Annotated in this window: 17 protein-coding genes; 16 read left to right on the forward strand and 1 reads right to left on the reverse strand. The window is 63.8% G+C overall.

The window, feature by feature from the left end; all coding sequences use genetic code 11:
- Window positions 1-100 precede the first annotated feature (100 nt).
- The 14 genes from M1B35_RS01070 (at window position 101) to dapA (ending at window position 10994) form a co-directional block, all read left to right on the forward strand.
- On the forward strand, window positions 101-652 hold the full coding sequence (locus M1B35_RS01070) for a sigma-70 family RNA polymerase sigma factor (protein WP_425273377.1): 552 nt from the start codon (window positions 101-103) through the stop codon (window positions 650-652).
- The gene (locus M1B35_RS01075; RefSeq protein ID WP_268260975.1) at window positions 649-1356 is read left to right on the forward strand and encodes an anti-sigma factor; all 708 of its coding nucleotides are present in this window, start codon (window positions 649-651) and stop codon (window positions 1354-1356) included. Before M1B35_RS01070 ends, M1B35_RS01075 begins: the two co-directional genes overlap by 4 nt.
- 87 nt (window positions 1357-1443) lie before the next feature.
- The gene (locus M1B35_RS01080; protein WP_123332354.1) at window positions 1444-1917 is read left to right on the forward strand and encodes an arsenate reductase ArsC; all 474 of its coding nucleotides are present in this window, start codon (window positions 1444-1446) and stop codon (window positions 1915-1917) included.
- Window positions 1914-2645, forward strand: coding sequence for an arsenical resistance protein ArsH (gene arsH, locus M1B35_RS01085; RefSeq protein WP_268260976.1), 732 nt, complete (start codon window positions 1914-1916; stop codon window positions 2643-2645). Before M1B35_RS01080 ends, arsH begins: the two co-directional genes overlap by 4 nt.
- Before the next feature lie 127 nt (window positions 2646-2772).
- On the forward strand, window positions 2773-3456 hold the full coding sequence (locus M1B35_RS01090) for a YjfI family protein (RefSeq protein WP_185039219.1): 684 nt from the start codon (window positions 2773-2775) through the stop codon (window positions 3454-3456).
- 26 nt (window positions 3457-3482) lie between these two features.
- Complete coding sequence (locus tag M1B35_RS01095; protein ID WP_123332350.1) at window positions 3483-4175, forward strand: PspA/IM30 family protein; 693 nt, start codon at window positions 3483-3485, stop codon at window positions 4173-4175.
- A gap of 80 nt (window positions 4176-4255) precedes the next feature.
- On the forward strand, window positions 4256-4810 hold the full coding sequence (locus M1B35_RS01100) for a rhomboid family intramembrane serine protease (protein WP_268260977.1): 555 nt from the start codon (window positions 4256-4258) through the stop codon (window positions 4808-4810).
- A gap of 53 nt (window positions 4811-4863) precedes the next feature.
- A complete protein-coding gene (locus M1B35_RS01105) occupies window positions 4864-5514 on the forward strand; it encodes a DUF2491 family protein (RefSeq protein ID WP_268260978.1) in 651 nt (216 codons plus the stop codon).
- A gap of 46 nt (window positions 5515-5560) precedes the next feature.
- On the forward strand, window positions 5561-5989 hold the full coding sequence (locus M1B35_RS01110) for a DUF350 domain-containing protein (RefSeq protein WP_123332344.1): 429 nt from the start codon (window positions 5561-5563) through the stop codon (window positions 5987-5989).
- Window positions 5990-6009: 20 nt separating this feature from the next.
- Window positions 6010-6723 carry a DUF1190 domain-containing protein gene (locus M1B35_RS01115; RefSeq protein ID WP_123332342.1) on the forward strand — a complete coding sequence of 238 codons (714 nt, stop codon included), beginning with the start codon at window positions 6010-6012 and terminating at the stop codon, window positions 6721-6723.
- Window positions 6724-6735: 12 nt separating this feature from the next.
- A complete protein-coding gene (locus M1B35_RS01120) occupies window positions 6736-7893 on the forward strand; it encodes a glutathionylspermidine synthase family protein (protein ID WP_268260979.1) in 1158 nt (385 codons plus the stop codon).
- 118 nt (window positions 7894-8011) lie between these two features.
- Complete coding sequence (locus M1B35_RS01125) at window positions 8012-8743, forward strand: class I SAM-dependent methyltransferase (RefSeq protein WP_268260980.1); 732 nt, start codon at window positions 8012-8014, stop codon at window positions 8741-8743.
- 103 nt (window positions 8744-8846) lie between these two features.
- Window positions 8847-9794 (forward strand): sensor domain-containing diguanylate cyclase, encoded by a 948-nt coding sequence (locus M1B35_RS01130; protein ID WP_268260981.1) that lies wholly within the window; start codon window positions 8847-8849, stop codon window positions 9792-9794.
- Window positions 9795-10082: 288 nt separating this feature from the next.
- On the forward strand, window positions 10083-10994 hold the full coding sequence (dapA, locus tag M1B35_RS01135; RefSeq protein ID WP_268260982.1) for a 4-hydroxy-tetrahydrodipicolinate synthase: 912 nt from the start codon (window positions 10083-10085) through the stop codon (window positions 10992-10994).
- A gap of 76 nt (window positions 10995-11070) precedes the next feature.
- Here dapA and M1B35_RS01140 read toward each other — a convergent pair whose 3' ends face one another.
- The gene (locus M1B35_RS01140) at window positions 11071-11718 is read right to left on the reverse strand and encodes a ribonuclease T2 family protein (protein ID WP_123332335.1); all 648 of its coding nucleotides are present in this window, start codon (window positions 11716-11718) and stop codon (window positions 11071-11073) included.
- A 585-nt stretch (window positions 11719-12303) separates the two neighbouring features.
- On the opposite strand from M1B35_RS01140, the gene bcsQ reads away from it, so the two are divergent.
- Both bcsQ and bcsA read left to right on the forward strand, forming a co-directional pair.
- Entirely contained in the window at window positions 12304-13428 is a 1125-nt protein-coding gene (gene bcsQ / locus M1B35_RS01145; RefSeq protein ID WP_123332333.1) for a cellulose biosynthesis protein BcsQ, read from the forward strand.
- On the forward strand, window positions 13425-15647 hold the full coding sequence (gene bcsA, locus M1B35_RS01150; RefSeq protein ID WP_268260983.1) for a UDP-forming cellulose synthase catalytic subunit: 2223 nt from the start codon (window positions 13425-13427) through the stop codon (window positions 15645-15647). The genes bcsQ and bcsA overlap by 4 nt, the downstream gene beginning before the upstream one ends.
- The last annotated feature ends 94 nt before the right edge of the window (window positions 15648-15741 follow it).

Here is a 15741-nt window from a genome sequence, read left to right on the forward strand (position 1 = left end):
GCCGGACAAGCCGTGGAAAAACTGATCTACGCTGCTGTGCAGATGCCCCGGCCATCCGGCCGGGGTTACTGCTCTTCCTGGACGGCCCCCACCCTTGTCCCTGCCTGAAGCCCTATTCGATTACCCGGCCTGCCTGGCGGCCTGCGCCCGTGGCGAGCGCCCCGCCCTGGAGGCCCTGTACCGCCAGGAAGGCCCGCGCCTGCTGGGGGTGGCCAAACGCCTGGTGGGCGACGGCGCCCTGGCCGAAGACATCGTCCACGACGCCTTTATCCGCATCTGGAACGGCGCCGGCAGCTTCGACCCGACCCGGGGCGACGCCCGGGGCTGGATTTTCAGCGTGACCCGGCACCTGGCCCTGAACCTGATCCGCCGTAACGGCCGGGAAGTTCACGTCGGTGAGGAAAGCGCCCTGCAAGCCCTAGCCGAGGCGCAGGAACCGGACGTCTATGGCGCGCCATCCGCCATGGCCGATGAGCAGCGTATCCACCGCTGCCTGGAGCAACTGCAACCCGAGCGGCGCCAGTGCATCCTCCACGCCTACGTGGACGGTTACTCCCACGGGGAGATTTCACAGAAGACCGGCACGCCCCTGGGCACGGTCAAAGCCTGGATCAAACGCAGCCTGGCGGCATTGCGGGAGTGCATGGGATGAACAACGGTGCAGCAGATGACGACCACGATGCACTCCAGGCCCTGGCTGGCGAGTACGTATTGGGCAGCCTGCCGGCGGAGCAGCGCGATCAGGTCGAGCAACGCCTGCCCTATGAGCCGGCCCTGCGCGCCGCGGTGGATGCCTGGGAGCAACGCCTGCATCCGCTGACGGCCCTGGTGCCGCCCCAGCAGCCTTCGCCGCAACTCTGGCGTCGCATCGAACGCAGCCTGCAGCAGGATCGGCGCCACGCCCAGGCCGCCACGCCCTGGTGGAACCTGCTGGCCCTGTGGCGCGGTCTGGCGGCTGCCGGCCTGGCGGCGAGCCTGGTGCTCGGTAGCCTGTTGCTGACCCGTGCGCCCCCTGCCCCCAACTACCTGGTGGTGCTGGTGGCGCCCCAGGACAAGGCCCCGGGCTGGGTGGTGCAGGCCAGCGACCCACGCGAACTGCAATTGATCCCCCTGGGGGTGATCGAGGTGCCGAGCGACAAGGCCTTGGAGTTCTGGACCAAGGCCGATGACTGGCAGGGGCCGGTGTCCCTCGGGCTGGTCAAGCCCGGCCAACCGCTGCGGGTGCCGCTGGATCGGCTGCCACCGCTGCAAGCCAATCAACTGTTCGAGCTGACCCTGGAAAACCCCAACGGCTCGCCGATCGGCAAACCCACCGGGCCGGTGCAATTCATTGGGCGCGCGGTCAAGGTGCTGTAGCACCCGGCACCGCAGGTGCGGCGAGCGACTTGGCAGCGCGCATTGGCATGCGTATATTCGAATATTCATATATACGAGCCGCCACCGATGAACATTCTGTTTATGTGCACCGCCAACAGCTGTCGCAGCGTGTTGTCCGAAGCCCTGTTCAATCACCTCGCCCCCACCGGCCTGCACGCCGTGAGCGCCGGCAGCTTCCCCAGCGGCCAACTCAATGCCCAGGCCCTGGCGACGTTGAGCCGGGCCGGCGTGTCCATCGAGGGGCTGTACAGCAAAGGTTCGGACGCCTTCGCCGATGCACCGCCCGATGTCGTTATCAGTGTCTGCGACAAGGCCGCCGGCGAACCCTGTCCGGTGTACTTCGGGGCGGCCATAAAAAGCCATTGGGGCCTGGCCGACCCCGCCGATGTGCAGGGCAGCGAAGCCCAGGTCGAGGCGGCGTTCGCCCACACCGAAGGCATCATCCGCCGACGCCTGGCCGCCTTCTTCGCCCTTGACCTGCCGCGCCTGTCCAGCGCCGAACTCAAGGCGCAACTGGACCGGATCGGAGCCCTGGGATGAATCACCATCAGGATGTTGACCCGCACCTGCCCAACCTCGACCCGCAGTTGCTCACGCCACCCCAGCCCCATCAACTGGAAGGCCTGGCCAGCCTCAGCCATCCGCCGCGCATCCTGCTGCTCTATGGCTCGACCCGGGAACGCTCATTCAGCCGCCTGTTGACCGAGGAGGCGGCGCGCATCCTGCGCTACCTGGGCGCCGACACCCGAATCTTCGACCCCAGCGGCCTGCCCCTGCCCAACGACGCCCCCGTGGAACACCCCAAGGTCCAGGCCCTGCGTGACGCGGTGCTGTGGTCCGAGGGCCAGGTCTGGTGCTCGCCGGAACGCCATGGCGGCCTGTCGGCGGTGTTCAAGGCACAGATCGACTGGATCCCCCTGGCCTTGGGCGCTGTCCGGCCGACCCAGGGCAAGACCCTGGCGCTGATGCAAGTCTGTGGCGGCTCGCAGTCATTCAACACGGTCAATCAGATGCGGATCCTGGGGCGCTGGATGCGCATGTTCACCCTGCCCAACCAGTCCTCGGTGCCCAAGGCCTTCGCCGAATTCGACGAGGCCGGGCGCATGGCCCCTTCGGCCTATTACGATCGGGTGGTGGACGTCATGGAGGAACTGATGAAGTTCACCCTGTTGCTGCGCGGCCGCGCGGACTGCCTGGTGGACCGCTATTCCGAGCGCAAGGAAAGCGCCGACGCCCTCTCACGCCGGGTCAACCAACGCGCCCTCTGAAACGTGCAACGTGCCGACACATATCTTCCGGCCCAAGGCTGAAAAATATCACGCGTGAGATATTTACCACCTGAAGAATCAGGCGTAGATTTCTCACACGTGATACGTGACCAACGGAGTCACCCTGATGAAAAGCCCCGACAACCCGTCCGATGCTGCGCAAGCGCCCTCCGAGAATTCCCAGGGATCGCGCTCGAAAGCCACCGGCAAGAAACCGTCGAGCTTCTACATGAAGCAGATGCGTGCGGGCCTGAGTGGCGCCGGTTATGTGAAACATGAAACTTGGGTACTCCCGGAAAACCGCAGCGTACTCAAGCACCTTGAAAAGAAACTGCGCCAACCCCTGATGGCAGGCGCACCGGTATTGGAGAACTACATGATCGCAGGTGAAAACTGGACCATCGACCGCCTCTTCAGCGCCCTGCAGGCCCTGGACGAAGTGGCCTCGAACGAAATCACCCTGAGCCTGATCCAGGGTTCCGAGCAGAGCATCAAGCTGGACATGAACGATTTCGGCGGCCTGCCGATCTACGTCGCGGTGGTGGGTGAACAGATCATCGTCGACACCGTGCTGGTGGACCTGGAGTCGATCAACGACGTGCCCCGTTTCAACGACGCCGTGTTGCGCAGCCGCGAAATGTTCCCGTTGTCGTCCATCGGCATCGAGTCCATGCCCAACGGCCAGACCGTCTACAACATGTTCGGCGCCCTGAGTTCGGGCTCGAACCTGACCAACGTGGTCACCGAAATCAAAACCCTGGTGGACAACGTGCAGCGTGCCACCGAAGCCTTCGAAAGCTTCTTCAACTGATTGCCGAGCCCCTGGAGTAACGCCACATGACTCAATCCATCTGGAACAAACTGTTTACCGCCCTGCGCGGCGGCGCCAACGAAGTCGGCGAATCCATTGTCGACCAGCAGGCCCTGCGCATCCTCGACCAGGAAATCCGCGACGCCGACGGCGCCCTGGCCAACGCCAAGCGCGAGCTGGTGACCATCATGGCCAAGCACAAGCTCAGTTCGGAGCGCGTGGCCGAGTACAACACCAAGATTGCCGACCTGGAAACCAAGGCCGTGGCCGCCCTGCAGGCCAACCGTGAAGACCTGGCCCTGGAAGTGGCCGAAGCCATCTCCGGCCTGACCACCAGCCTCGACGCCGAGCAGAAGCAAGCCGCCGAGTTCGGTGCCTACGCCGAGAAAATGCGCAAGGACATCAGCAAGGCCGAAGCGCGGATCAAAAGCCTGCGCCAGCAAGTGGACATGGCCAAGGCCCGGGAAAGCGTGCAGAAGGCCCAGGTCAGCGCGTCCATCGCCAGCGGCGGCGCCAACGGCAAGCTGGAAACCGCCGTCGGCACCCTTAACCGCCTGCAAGCCAAGCAGGATCAGCGCGCCGCCGAACTGGAGGCCCATGAAGAGCTGTCCGAAGCGGCCAACGGCAATGATCTGGATCGCCGCCTGCGCGAAGCCAACATCATTCCCGACCAGGGCAGCGCCAACGCCATTCTCGAGCGCTTGAAGAACAAGCAGTAAGGATGGCCGCGGCACCCGGCAAGCCAGGGCCTGGTACCTGCGCTTGCCGCGTGCCGTTTTTTTTAGCTCAAGGAACCCCCATGAACGGTTTCAAGACCCTGGCCGGCCTGGCCCTGTTGATGCTTGCGGTGCAGGTGTTGAACAGCGCCAGCGGCTACAGCCTGAACCACTTCGGCCTGATCCCGCGCACCCTCCAGGGCTTGCCGGGGATCGTGCTGGCGCCCTGGCTCCACGGTTCCTTCGCGCACCTGGCGTCCAACCTGGTGCCGTTCCTGATCCTCGGCGGCCTGGTCATGGCCGAAGGTCGCCAGCGTTTCGTCAGCGTCAGCCTGGTCGTGATCCTGCTGGGCGGTGCCCTGGTCTGGCTGTTCGGTTTTCGCGGCGTGCATGTCGGCGCCAGCGGCTGGGTCTTCGGTTTGTGGGGCTACATTCTGTCCCGGGCCTGGTTCGAACGCAGTTGGCGCAGCCTGCTGGCCGCTGCGGTCACGCTGTTTTTGTACTCGGGCCTGGTGTTCGGCTTCCTGCCACGGGCCGGGGTGTCCTTCGAGGGGCACCTGGCCGGAGCCTTCGCCGGCTTTATCGCTGCAAAAATCCTTCTATCCCGAGCCCGGCCGATGTCTAATGCCGCCCGATAACGGCCACGCGCCGCACCGGATATCGCCTCCACCCGCCTCAAGGACTTCAACCAATGGGATGGTTTAAACAGTTGCTGGGCTTTGAAGCCCCGAAAACCCAGGCCGTCGCCCCCAGCGCCGGCCCCCTTGGCCTGCGCCAGGGCCTGGGCCTGAGCTTCGACCCGACCCTCAAGCTGCTGCTCGACGACCAGAGCGCCGTGGTGATCCCCGACAGCCAGCAGATCTGGGCCGAAGGCCGGGTCGAGCTGGGCCAGTCCAACTGGCTTTCGCGCTACTACCTGAACGACCAGGACTACTGGTTGCAGGTGCACACCAGCGGCGCGGCCGATGGCCAGGTCGAATCGGTGATCCTGTTCAACTACCTGAGCTACGTGACCATCAGCAGCGAAGCCGAGCTGCGTCGCCTGGCCGGCCCCGACAGCCTGATCGGCTTGCCGAGCTACAACCATGACGCCGTGGAATACACCCGCGAATGGGGCACCGAAGCCGGGCAGACCGAGCTGGTGGCCTTTATGGAACAGGTGCGCAACCCGGACGAGGCGTATACGGTCGAACATCGGGCCATGCTCTATGCCCGGGACACCGGCCTCACCGACCGTCGTGAATTCCTGCTGTTCTCCGTCGAAGAAGACGCCGAAGGCAGCATCAGCCTCAGCACTTCCCTGGGTATATCCCTGTACGGCACCGACTTGCAGCTCATCTGACGTGTACCCGATCTGATTGGCACCTCCTCTAAAAAGGACCCGCACCATGCTTGAAGCACTCTCCATTTCCCTGAACAAGTTCGCCGTGCTCGGCTTTCTCAGCTACATCCTCGGCGCTGCGGTGATTTTCGCCCTGTTCCAGTTCGTCTACACGCGCATGACCCCGCACAAGGAATTCGAGCTGATCCGTGCCGGCAACGTGTCGGCCGCCATTGCCCTGGGCGGCGCCATCATTGGCTTTGCGATTCCTGCCAGCAACGTGATCGCCTACTCCATCAGCCTGCTGGACTTCGTGGTCTGGGCAGTGATCGCCGCCGTGGTGCAACTGCTCGCGTTCCTGATGACCAGCCTGGTGCTCAAGGGCGTCTCGGAACGCATCCGCCAGGGCGAACTCGCCGCCGGCATCTACGTCGCCGCCGTGGCCATCAGCGTCGGCCTGCTCAACGCCGCCTGCATGACCCCCGCACAAAACTGATCGACTGGACGGAACCCTCGATGAAACGAAGTCAATACGTTCAGCTGTCCCTGGCCGCCTCGGTGGCCCTGGCCATCTCCGGTTGCGGTGGTGAGCCGGACGGCATTTCGGTGCAACAGAAATTCAACTTCCAGTCGGTGCAGGAATGCGTCGACGGCAAGATCGCGGTGGACATCTGTTCCGACGCCTACATCAGGGCCATGGCCGAGCACCGCAGCCAGGCGCCGGTGTATGACAACCAGGCCGACTGCGACGCCGACTTTGTCGCGGACTGGTGCCAGCAGGATTCCAGCGGCAAGTTCATCCCGAAAATGGGCGGCTTTGAAATTGCCGCCAGCGGCACTTTCACCCAGGCCGAAGTCGACGCCGCCCGCGCCGCAGGCGTCGCCGATGGCAGCCAGGCTTCGGGTTCGGGCAGCTCGGTCAACGGCCTGCTCACCGGCCTGCTGATCGGCAACATGCTCAGCGGCGGCAACCGCAACTATTACTCCGAGCCGGTCTATCGCTACCGCGACAACCGCGGCGGTTACAGCAACTCGACCCTGAACCAGCGCATCGACAACGGCACCACGTTCAGCAAGTCGCGCCAGGTGCAAAGCGGCAACAGCTTCAAGAACACCCGGCCGATTTCCGTGTCCTCGGCCACCTCCCGCGGCGGCTTCGGCAGCCAGTCCAGTGCCCGCAGTGGCTGGGGCGGCGGGTCGAGCAAGGGCTTCGGGCGTTCGAGCAGTTAAGGAGCCACGGCCATGAAGAAGATCGCCTGCAAGGAACGCCCGGACTGGCGCCAGACCGCGGAGAAACTCGGCTTCCTGTTCCACACCATCGACGGTGAAGCCTATTGGGATGAAAGCGCCTACTACCAGTTCAGCCTCAAGCAGATCGAGAACGACCTGGAAGACCCCACCACCGAGATCCACGAGATGTCCATGGACCTGGTGGACAAGGTGGTGCACAGCGAGGAATTGCTCGAGCGCCTGAGCATTCCGCCAGCGTTCTACGACCTGATCCGCACCTCATGGCTGGAGGGGCACCCGCACCTGTACGGGCGCCTGGACTTCTCCTACAGCGGCCAAGGCCCGGCCAAGCTGCTCGAACTGAACTACGACACCCCCACCAGCCTCTACGAAACCGCCGCGTTCCAATGGGGCTGGCTGGAGCAGAACATCGAGCGCGGCCTGCTGCCCCGCCACGCCGACCAGTTCAACAGCATCGATACCCGCCTGCACCAGGCCTTTGCCCATCTGGGGATCAAGCGGCCGTTCTACTTCGCCTCGATGAAAGCGTCGGTGGAAGACAAGGCCACCACCGATTACCTGCGCCTGATCGCGGAAAAGGCCGGCATCGAATCGCGGCACATCGACGTCGAAGACATCGGCCTCAACGCCGAGGGGCGCTTCGTCGACCTGCAGGAGCGTTGGATCCCCCACCTGTTCAAGCTGCACGCCTGGGAGTTCATCTTCCACGAGCCGTTCGGCGCAGCCATCGCCCAGTGCGACACGCAGTTTTTCGAACCGCCGTGGAAGGCCATCCTTTCCAACAAAGGCATCCTGCCGCTGCTCTGGGAGTTCCATAAGGGCCACCCCAACCTGCTGGAAACCCACCTCGATGCCCATCCGTCCCGGGCCGTGCCCAAAGGCTGGGTGCGCAAACCGTTCTTCTCCCGCGAGGGCGCCAACATCGAGTTGCGCACCGAGGACGACCTGCTGGTCAAGGAAGACGGTCCCTACACCGATGCGCCCTACATCCTCCAGGCCCTGGCGCCACTGCCGCGCTTTGACGACAGCTACACCCTGATTGGCTCCTGGGTCATCGGCGACCAGGCCGCCGGCATCGGCGTGCGCGAGGACGACAGCCTGATCACCAAGGACTCCAGCCGCTTCCTGCCGCACCTGATCCTCGACTGAAGGCGTCACGCGCTCTGCGCACTGCATTCCTCAGAGGAATGCAGTGCAGTCGAAAGATGAATTTTATTTATTATTTCCCTGGCGCTACCGTCATCGGACCTTAACCCGAGGACTCGCCATGTCAGCCAGCACCCCCTCCAGCGCAGAAAAGTTCGACGCCGCCCGAGCCGACGAATACGCCCAGCAAAGCCGCATCGCCCTGGCCGGCTACGAAGCCTGCCATGAATTGGCCGCCTGCCTGCTGGCCGCGAGCCTGGGCACAGGGCGTGAGGCACGCGTCCTGGTGGTGGGCGTGGGCGGAACCGCCCAGGAAATTCTCTGCGCAGCGGCGCTGGAACCGCGGTGGCAATTCACCGCCGTCGACCCTTCGGCGGCCATGCTCGAACCCGCCGTGGCGCAATTGCGCAAGCATCAGCTGCTGGACCGCACCGAGGTGCACCTGGGCACCCTCGACAGCCTGCCCCCCGGCGAGCCCTATGACGCCGCCACCTTGATCGGGGTGCTGCATCACTTGCCCGGCGATGACGCCAAGCAGCAGATCCTGCAGGCCATCAGCCAGCGCCTGAAACCCGGCGCGCCGCTGATCCTCGCCGGCAATCACCAGGCCTACGCCAGTCAGCCATTGCTGCTGGCCGCCTGGGGCCAGCGTTGGCGGCAACAGGGCGCCAGTGCCGATCAGGTGCAGGCCAAACTCGGCAAAATCCTCCAGGGTGCCGACCCGCCAGCCTCCGAAGCTGCGGTCCAGGCCTTGCTGCAGGACGCCGGGTTCGATGCCCCGCTGCGGTTTTTTTCCAGCCTGTTCTGGGGCGCCTGGATCGCCCACAAAGCCGCCGCCCACCACGCCAGCTAAGCCCGGGGTGCGTCCGTCGCCTCGCTGGCAATAGGCCTTGATTCGCCCGGCGCATCGCCGCCATGCTGCGGCTGTTTTTTTTCGCGCCGAGGCCCCGACCGTCATGAGCTCCGCCATTCCTACTGCCGAACCCGACAGCGATGTCTACAAGACCCTGCTGGAGTCCACACAGGCGATTCCCTGGCGCATCGACTGGAAGACCATGACCTTCAGCTACATCGGCCCACAGATCGAACGCCTGCTGGGCTGGCCCCAGGACAGCTGGCTCGGGGTCAATGACTGGGTGGAGCGCATGCACCCGGACGATCGCGACTATGTGGTGGAGTTCTGCGTGTCCCAGTCCCGGGCCGGCATCGACCACGAAGCCGACTACCGGGCCCTGACCCGGGACGGCGACTACGTGTGGATTCGCGATGTGGTGCACGTGGAGCGCAAGGACGGCGAGGTGCAGGCGCTGATCGGCTTCATGTTCGATATCAGCGAACGCAAGAAGACCGAGGAACATCTGCTGCGCCTGCAGAAACAGCTGGAGGAGTATTCCTTCCAGGACGGTCTGACCGGCATCGCCAACCGACGCATGTTCGACACCGTGCTGGCGCGCGAATGGACCAGCGCCCAACGCACCGGCCTGCCGCTGAGCCTGATCATGCTGGATATCGATTATTTCAAGCAGTACAACGACCGCTACGGCCATATCCAGGGCGACGACTGCCTGCGCCGCGTGGCCCAGACGCTGGCACAGGCGGCCAATCGGCCCCGGGACTTTATCGCCCGCATCGGCGGTGAAGAGTTTGTCTGGCTGCTGCCGGAAACCGATGGCGAGGCCGCGCGCCAGGTGGCGGACAAATGCCTGCACCTGATTCGCCAACAACAAATCACCCATGAAGCCTCAAGCGTCTCCAACCTGCTGACCCTGAGCCTCGGCGTAGGCACCACGGAGGCCACCGCCGACGGCTCGGCCCTGGGCTTTGTCGAGCAGGTTGATCGGCTGCTGTACCAGGCCAAACACAATGGGCGCATGGGCGCGGCATTCTCGGTATTTCGCGATTGACAAAATCGCCGCCGACTTTTAAAACTGTGCGCCTGATTTCCGAGTGTGCCGGCCTTTATGACCTTCGTTCGCGACCTTGACCTTTGCGCCATTGGCTTGATTGCCAAGGCCCGGGTTCGCGTGGCTTGCACCTCTAAATCGAAGAAACAGTCGCTCATGTGATCGGGGCGCTGTGTCCCGTCAGATGAGCTGACAGGACCACCAGCGCGACGGACACCCTTCCCCCCTGCTGACCTCCCTCTTCTCTTCTGGCGGCGACCCAAACGGTCAACCTTCAGGAGAATACGCATGTCATCGTTTCAAGGTATCTGGGTCCCTATCGTCACGCCGTTCAGTGCGGGCGCCATCGACTTTCCCGCGCTCCGGCGCCTGACCGCGCACCTGCTGGACAGCGGCGTGGCCGGGTTGGTGGTCTGCGGCACCACCGGCGAGGCCGCCGCCCTGAGCAAGGCCGAACAATTGGCAGTGCTCGACGCCGTGCTGGAGCTGGCGCCACCCCGGCAAGTGGTGATGGGCCTGGCCGGCAACCACCTGGACGACCTGCTGGCCATGCAGCGCGCCATCCTCGAACGCCCGGTGGCCGGGCTGTTGGTGCCGGCACCCTATTACATCCGGCCCTCCCAGGCCGCCCTGGAAACCTTCTTCACGACCGTGGCCGACGCCTCCAGCGTGCCGCTGATTCTCTATGACATTCCGTATCGCACCGGCACCACGTTCCACATCAGCACCCTGCTGAACATCGTGCGTCACCCACGGATCGTGGCAATCAAGGACTGCGGGGGCAATCTGGACAACACCCTGGCGCTGCTGGCCAGTGGCGACGTGGACGTGCTGTGCGGTGAAGACCAACAGGTGTTCAACGCCTTGTGCCTGGGGGCCACTGGCGCGATTGCCGCCTCGGCCCAGGTCAGCCCGGCGCTGTTCGTGCGTTTGCAGCACCAGGTCGAGGCCCAGCAACTGAGTGCGGCGCGGGCCACCTTCTTCGAACTGCTGCCGCTGATTCGGCACCTGTTCAGCGAACCCAACCCGGCGGTGGTGAAAAGTGCCCTGGCACTCCAGGGCCTGATCGGCGATGAATTGCGCGCACCGATGCAAGGCTGCCTGCCAACCACCGTGGAACGCCTGCAGGCACTGCTGGACCTCACTCCGGACAGGCACACCCCCTCACCTATGCCCTGCCCGGCCAGCGCCAGTCTTTAGGCGCTACCTTGTCGATGATGGCGCCCCAGCCAACGACGCCATCGCCGACACGCCTCACCCAGGCTCAAGGCAACCGTCAACGCACTGGCGGCAAGCGAATCGGACCGCTGCGGCACTGGTTTTTCACACCACGGCCGCACGGGCCAAACTCCAGGTCGCGGGTCAGGCACACACGCACCTCGGAAAGCTCAGGCCCGCGACACACCACGGCCAGGCCATTCTCGGCCAGTTGCGGGTTGCTTTGACGGAACAACCGCACCACTTCACGGGCCTCCAGGTAACGCACCTGGTCGGACGGCTGCAACGCCTCGGGGATCTGCACCACCGCCAAGGCTTTGTCGGTGACCTCCAGGTAATCCAGGGGCGTCAGGCCGCTGCAAGTGCCGTGCTTTTTCCATTCGTGCTGCAACAAACGAGCGGTGGGGAACAACGTCAAACCTTTGGCTCGCGCCTCTCGGCTCAACCCGGTTAAGGGCGGGCAGGACTGGGGCCAGCCACCGGCGGCGTATTGCGGCCACAGGCCATGCAGGACAAACCCATACCCCTTGCCCAGGCACTGGGGGTTTTGCGGCTGGCTCAAACAGAAGGTCGGCGACCACGACAGGCTCAGCAGGTAATAGTCAAAGACCCCCGCCACCGCCTCAGTCTGCGACCGCGCCTGGCTCGGGGCTGCCAGGTTGAATGCCAAGGCGACGAACAGCGCCATTCTCCACAGTGTCTTCATCAAGGCTCTCTATAATGGGAAGTCATCACGCCAAGTAACCAGCACTTGGCCATTGTCAGCGTCCTGCCACAGCACTGCGCCATGCTTTGGATTGAGCCACACCCGCCGTTCGGCACAAATGCGTATAAAAAAGTGTCGCGATTGACACAGAGTGCCTCAAAGAAGATGCCTTCTGCGCGCCTATCAGGGCATCGCCTAAACAACGCCAAAACGCCGCCGATATCAGAGGATGGGTCGAAAACTGCATTTTCCGGCGTCGATCGCTCCCGATAGATTGGATCCAAATCAACTTCCGACGAACGATTCACGGCACAATACGACCGCCAGCGCCACCGACCAAGCGCTTTAGATCAATGCTTTCAAGGCTATATAGGCAAAGCCAAAGGTTTTGGGAATTCTAGGCGCCAAAATAACGTCAAAAAAAGAACACCACTGAAAGAAAATCAAATAGACAACAGAATAATGACGGTATTACATTGCCATCAATGGAACCAGCAATACCAAAAGACAAGGACGCGTGCGTTCGGGCAAACATTTGTCCCTTCTTTTTGACGAAACCTGCTCAAGACCCCAAGGGATAATCACATGCATCGTTCGGACGATATTACGAACCTGTTTAGCCGGTTCGGGGCCAGCGCGGACAGTTATAGAGAAATCGAGCACACCTACGACTACATCGAAGAGCCTCCGGTCGCGGTCAAGCCGCCCGAGCCGCTGGTGGTCGCGGTAGCCCAAGCCAGCACCCCGCAGCCGGTCGCCACCCCAGTCGAGCCGGCACCGGCGCACCTGACCCTGGTAGTTTCCGAGCCCATTGCAGCCCCGGTGGCAGCCGCGTCAAGCACGGCCCTGGGCAGCCTGTTGGCGGAAGTCATGCACAAGCGTGAAACCAGCCAGTCGTCCCCCACTTCCCATCTACGTCCGATACTCAAGGCCAAGGTCATCGCCGTGGTCTCGAGCAAAGGCGGCGTGGGCAAGACCACCCTGTCCGGTGCCCTGGCCAGTGCCCTGAAGCGCAGCGGCGGCCAGACCCTGGCGGTCGACCTCGACCCACAAAATGCCCTGTGCCTGCACCTGGGCGTCAGCGCTGACCAGCCAGGGCTGATCCAGGCCAACGACAACGCCAGCACCTGGCGCGCCATCGCCCACAGCGGTTTTGCCCGCAGCCAGTGCCTGCCCTATGGCGTGGCCACTGAACAGCAGCGGCGCAGCCTGGAACAGAACATGGAAGCCGACCCTTACTGGCTGGGTCGCCATCTGAGTGCCATGGGCCTGGGCGAACACGACACCGTGATCATCGACACCCCGCCCGGCGCCACGCCGTACCTGAGCCAAGCCCTGGAAATCGCCGACCAGGTGCTGATCGTGGCCTTGCCCGACGCCGCGTCCTACACCAGCCTCAACCAGATGGACCGGCTGCTGGCACCCTACCTGCAAAAAGACACTCCACCGCAGTGCCATTACGTGATCAACCAATTGGACGATGGCCGCGCGTTCAGCGTCGACATGTCCGAAGTGTTGAAGAAAAGAGCCGGCAACCAATTGCTGGGGGTGGTCCACCAGGATCATTTCATCAGCGAGGCACTGGCCTACGAACGCAACCCGCTGGCGCACACCCCAAGTACCCGAGGCTGCCAAGAGATCCTCGATATCGCAGGATCGCTTAGCGAACTGCTCATGCTGCAAGACACGGAAGAGTCCATTCCATCATGACCGGTGACCCCAACCTCACGCCCCACATCCAGGGGCGTACCGAAGTGCGTGTGAACGCCTGGCTGGCCCGCATCAACCAGTGGCCCAAGCCGGTGCGCCAGGCGCTGATCATTGTCAGCTCGGTGATTGCCGGGCTGCTGCTGATCAGCACCATCAGCGCACCGCTGGACCTGTACAGCCAGTGCTTCTTCGCCCTGCTGTGCTTCGGCTCGGCCCTGCTGATCAAGCGCCTGCCGGGGCGCCTGCCGATTCTCGCGCTGATCGTGCTGTCGCTGATCGCGTCGCTGCGCTACATGTACTGGCGCCTGACCTCGACCCTGGGTTTCGACACCTGGCTCGACGCCTTCTTCGGCTATGGCCTGGTGCTGGCGGAGTTCTACGCCCTGGTGGTGCTGGTCTTCGGCTATGTGCAGACGGCCTGGCCCCTGCACCGCCGCCCGGCGTTGCTGGAAGGCGAGCCGAACACCTGGCCCACGGTGGACGTGTTCATCCCCACCTATAACGAAGCCCTGAGCATCGTCAAACTGAGCATCTTCGCCGCCCAGGCAATGGACTGGCCCAAGGACAAGCTACGGGTCCATGTGCTCGACGACGGTCGCCGTGACGAGTTCCGCGACTTCTGCCAGCGCATCGGCGTCAACTACATCACCCGCGACAACAACCACCATGCCAAGGCGGGTAACCTCAACGCCGCACTCAAGGTCACCGACGGCGAATACATCGCCATGTTCGACGCCGACCACGTGCCCACCCGCTCCTTCCTGCAGATCGGCATGGGCTGGTTCCTCAAGGATCCGAAGCTGGCGATGCTGCAAACGCCGCACTACTTCTTCTCCCCGGACCCATTCGAGAAAAACCTCAACACCTTCCGCGCCGTGCCCAACGAGGGCGAGCTGTTCTACGGCCTGGTGCAGGACGGCAACGACCTGTGGAACGCCACCTTCTTCTGTGGGTCCTGCGCCATCCTGCGCCGCACCACCCTGGAAGAGATCGGCGGCGTGGCCGTGGAGACCGTGACCGAAGACGCCCACACCGCGCTCAAGCTCAACCGCGCCGGCTACAACACCGCTTACCTGGCCATCCCCCAGGCGGCCGGCCTGGCCACTGAAAGCCTGTCGCGGCACATCGCCCAGCGGATTCGCTGGGCCCGGGGCATGGCGCAGATCTTCCGCACCGACAACCCGCTGACCGGCAAGGGCCTGATCCTCGGCCAGCGCATCTGCTACGCCAACGCCATGCTGCACTTCTTCTATGGCTTGCCGCGCCTGGTGTTCCTCACCGCGCCCCTGGCGTACCTGATTTTCGGTGCTGAAATCTTCCACGCCTCGGCGCTGATGATCACCGCCTATGTGCTGCCGCACTTGTTCCACGCCAGCATGACCAACTCGAAGATCCAGGGGCGCTTCCGCCACTCGTTCTGGAACGAGGTGTACGAGACGGTGCTGGCCTGGTACATCATGCCGCCGGTGCTGATGGCCCTGATCAACCCCAAGTTCGGCGGCTTCAACGTCACCGACAAGGGCGGCATCATCGACCGCGAGTTCTTCGACTGGAAGCTCGCCCGCCCCTATATCGTGATCCTGGCCCTGAACCTCACTGGCCTGTGCTTCGGTATCCACCAGTTGATCTGGGGCGACCCGAGCACCGCCACCACGGTGCTGATCAACCTGGCCTGGACGGTGTACAACCTGATCATCACCAGCGCCGCGGTCGCGGTGGCCTCGGAAACCCGCCAAGTGCGCGCCGAGCCACGGGTTCGCGCCGCATTGCCGGTCAAGGTGACCCGTGCCGACGGCAGCGAAGTGCTCGGCGAAACCCAGGACTTCTCGCAAAGCGGGCTGGGCCTGAAGCTGCCGGACGGGGTGAGCATCGCCCGCGGCGAGCGGATTCGGGTGTCGCTGTTCCGCAACGCCAAGACCAGTGATTTCAACACCACCGTGGTGTTCAGCAACGGGCCTTTTATCGGGGCCCAGTTCGACCCGCTGACCCTGCGCGAACAAAGCGAACTGGTGCGCCTGACCTTCTCGCGGGCCGACACCTGGGCCGCCAGTTGGGGCAACGGCAAGCTCGATACGCCGCTCTCCGCCCTGCGTGAAGTCAGCGCCATCGGCCTGGTGGGCATCATGGGCCTGTTCAAGGCCGCGCTGATCCACAAACGCCAGCGCAGCGCCGCCAAAACCTCCTCGCAACCGCTCGAACCTCTTATGGACAAGTCATGATGCCGATCTCATTCGCCAGCACCGAACCGCGCAACAACCGCCGGCCTTTCCTGCTCGTGGCTTCGTCCGTCCTGTGCCTGGGCAGCCTGACGCC

The sequence above is a fragment of the Pseudomonas morbosilactucae genome (genome assembly GCF_023241665.1).
Classification (GTDB): domain Bacteria; phylum Pseudomonadota; class Gammaproteobacteria; order Pseudomonadales; family Pseudomonadaceae; genus Aquipseudomonas; species Aquipseudomonas morbosilactucae.

Excerpts from the sequence above, each read along its gene's own strand:
- arsH (WP_268260976.1), top strand. The coding sequence starts at position 1,914 with ATGAATCACCATCAGGATGTTGACCCGCACCTGCCCAACCTCGACCCG.
- M1B35_RS01140 (WP_123332335.1), bottom strand. The coding sequence starts at position 11,718 with ATGAAGACACTGTGGAGAATGGCGCTGTTCGTCGCCTTGGCATTCAAC.
- M1B35_RS01125 (WP_268260980.1), top strand. The coding sequence starts at position 8,012 with ATGTCAGCCAGCACCCCCTCCAGCGCAGAAAAGTTCGACGCCGCCCGA.
- M1B35_RS01115 (WP_123332342.1), top strand. The coding sequence starts at position 6,010 with ATGAAACGAAGTCAATACGTTCAGCTGTCCCTGGCCGCCTCGGTGGCC.
- M1B35_RS01110 (WP_123332344.1), top strand. The coding sequence starts at position 5,561 with ATGCTTGAAGCACTCTCCATTTCCCTGAACAAGTTCGCCGTGCTCGGC.
- M1B35_RS01075 (WP_268260975.1), top strand. The coding sequence starts at position 649 with ATGAACAACGGTGCAGCAGATGACGACCACGATGCACTCCAGGCCCTG.
- M1B35_RS01100 (WP_268260977.1), top strand. The coding sequence starts at position 4,256 with ATGAACGGTTTCAAGACCCTGGCCGGCCTGGCCCTGTTGATGCTTGCG.
- bcsQ (WP_123332333.1), top strand. The coding sequence starts at position 12,304 with ATGCATCGTTCGGACGATATTACGAACCTGTTTAGCCGGTTCGGGGCC.
- bcsA (WP_268260983.1), top strand. The coding sequence starts at position 13,425 with ATGACCGGTGACCCCAACCTCACGCCCCACATCCAGGGGCGTACCGAA.
- M1B35_RS01120 (WP_268260979.1), top strand. The coding sequence starts at position 6,736 with ATGAAGAAGATCGCCTGCAAGGAACGCCCGGACTGGCGCCAGACCGCG.
- M1B35_RS01090 (WP_185039219.1), top strand. The coding sequence starts at position 2,773 with ATGAAAAGCCCCGACAACCCGTCCGATGCTGCGCAAGCGCCCTCCGAG.
- M1B35_RS01095 (WP_123332350.1), top strand. The coding sequence starts at position 3,483 with ATGACTCAATCCATCTGGAACAAACTGTTTACCGCCCTGCGCGGCGGC.
- M1B35_RS01130 (WP_268260981.1), top strand. The coding sequence starts at position 8,847 with ATGAGCTCCGCCATTCCTACTGCCGAACCCGACAGCGATGTCTACAAG.
- M1B35_RS01080 (WP_123332354.1), top strand. The coding sequence starts at position 1,444 with ATGAACATTCTGTTTATGTGCACCGCCAACAGCTGTCGCAGCGTGTTG.
- dapA (WP_268260982.1), top strand. The coding sequence starts at position 10,083 with ATGTCATCGTTTCAAGGTATCTGGGTCCCTATCGTCACGCCGTTCAGT.
- M1B35_RS01105 (WP_268260978.1), top strand. The coding sequence starts at position 4,864 with ATGGGATGGTTTAAACAGTTGCTGGGCTTTGAAGCCCCGAAAACCCAG.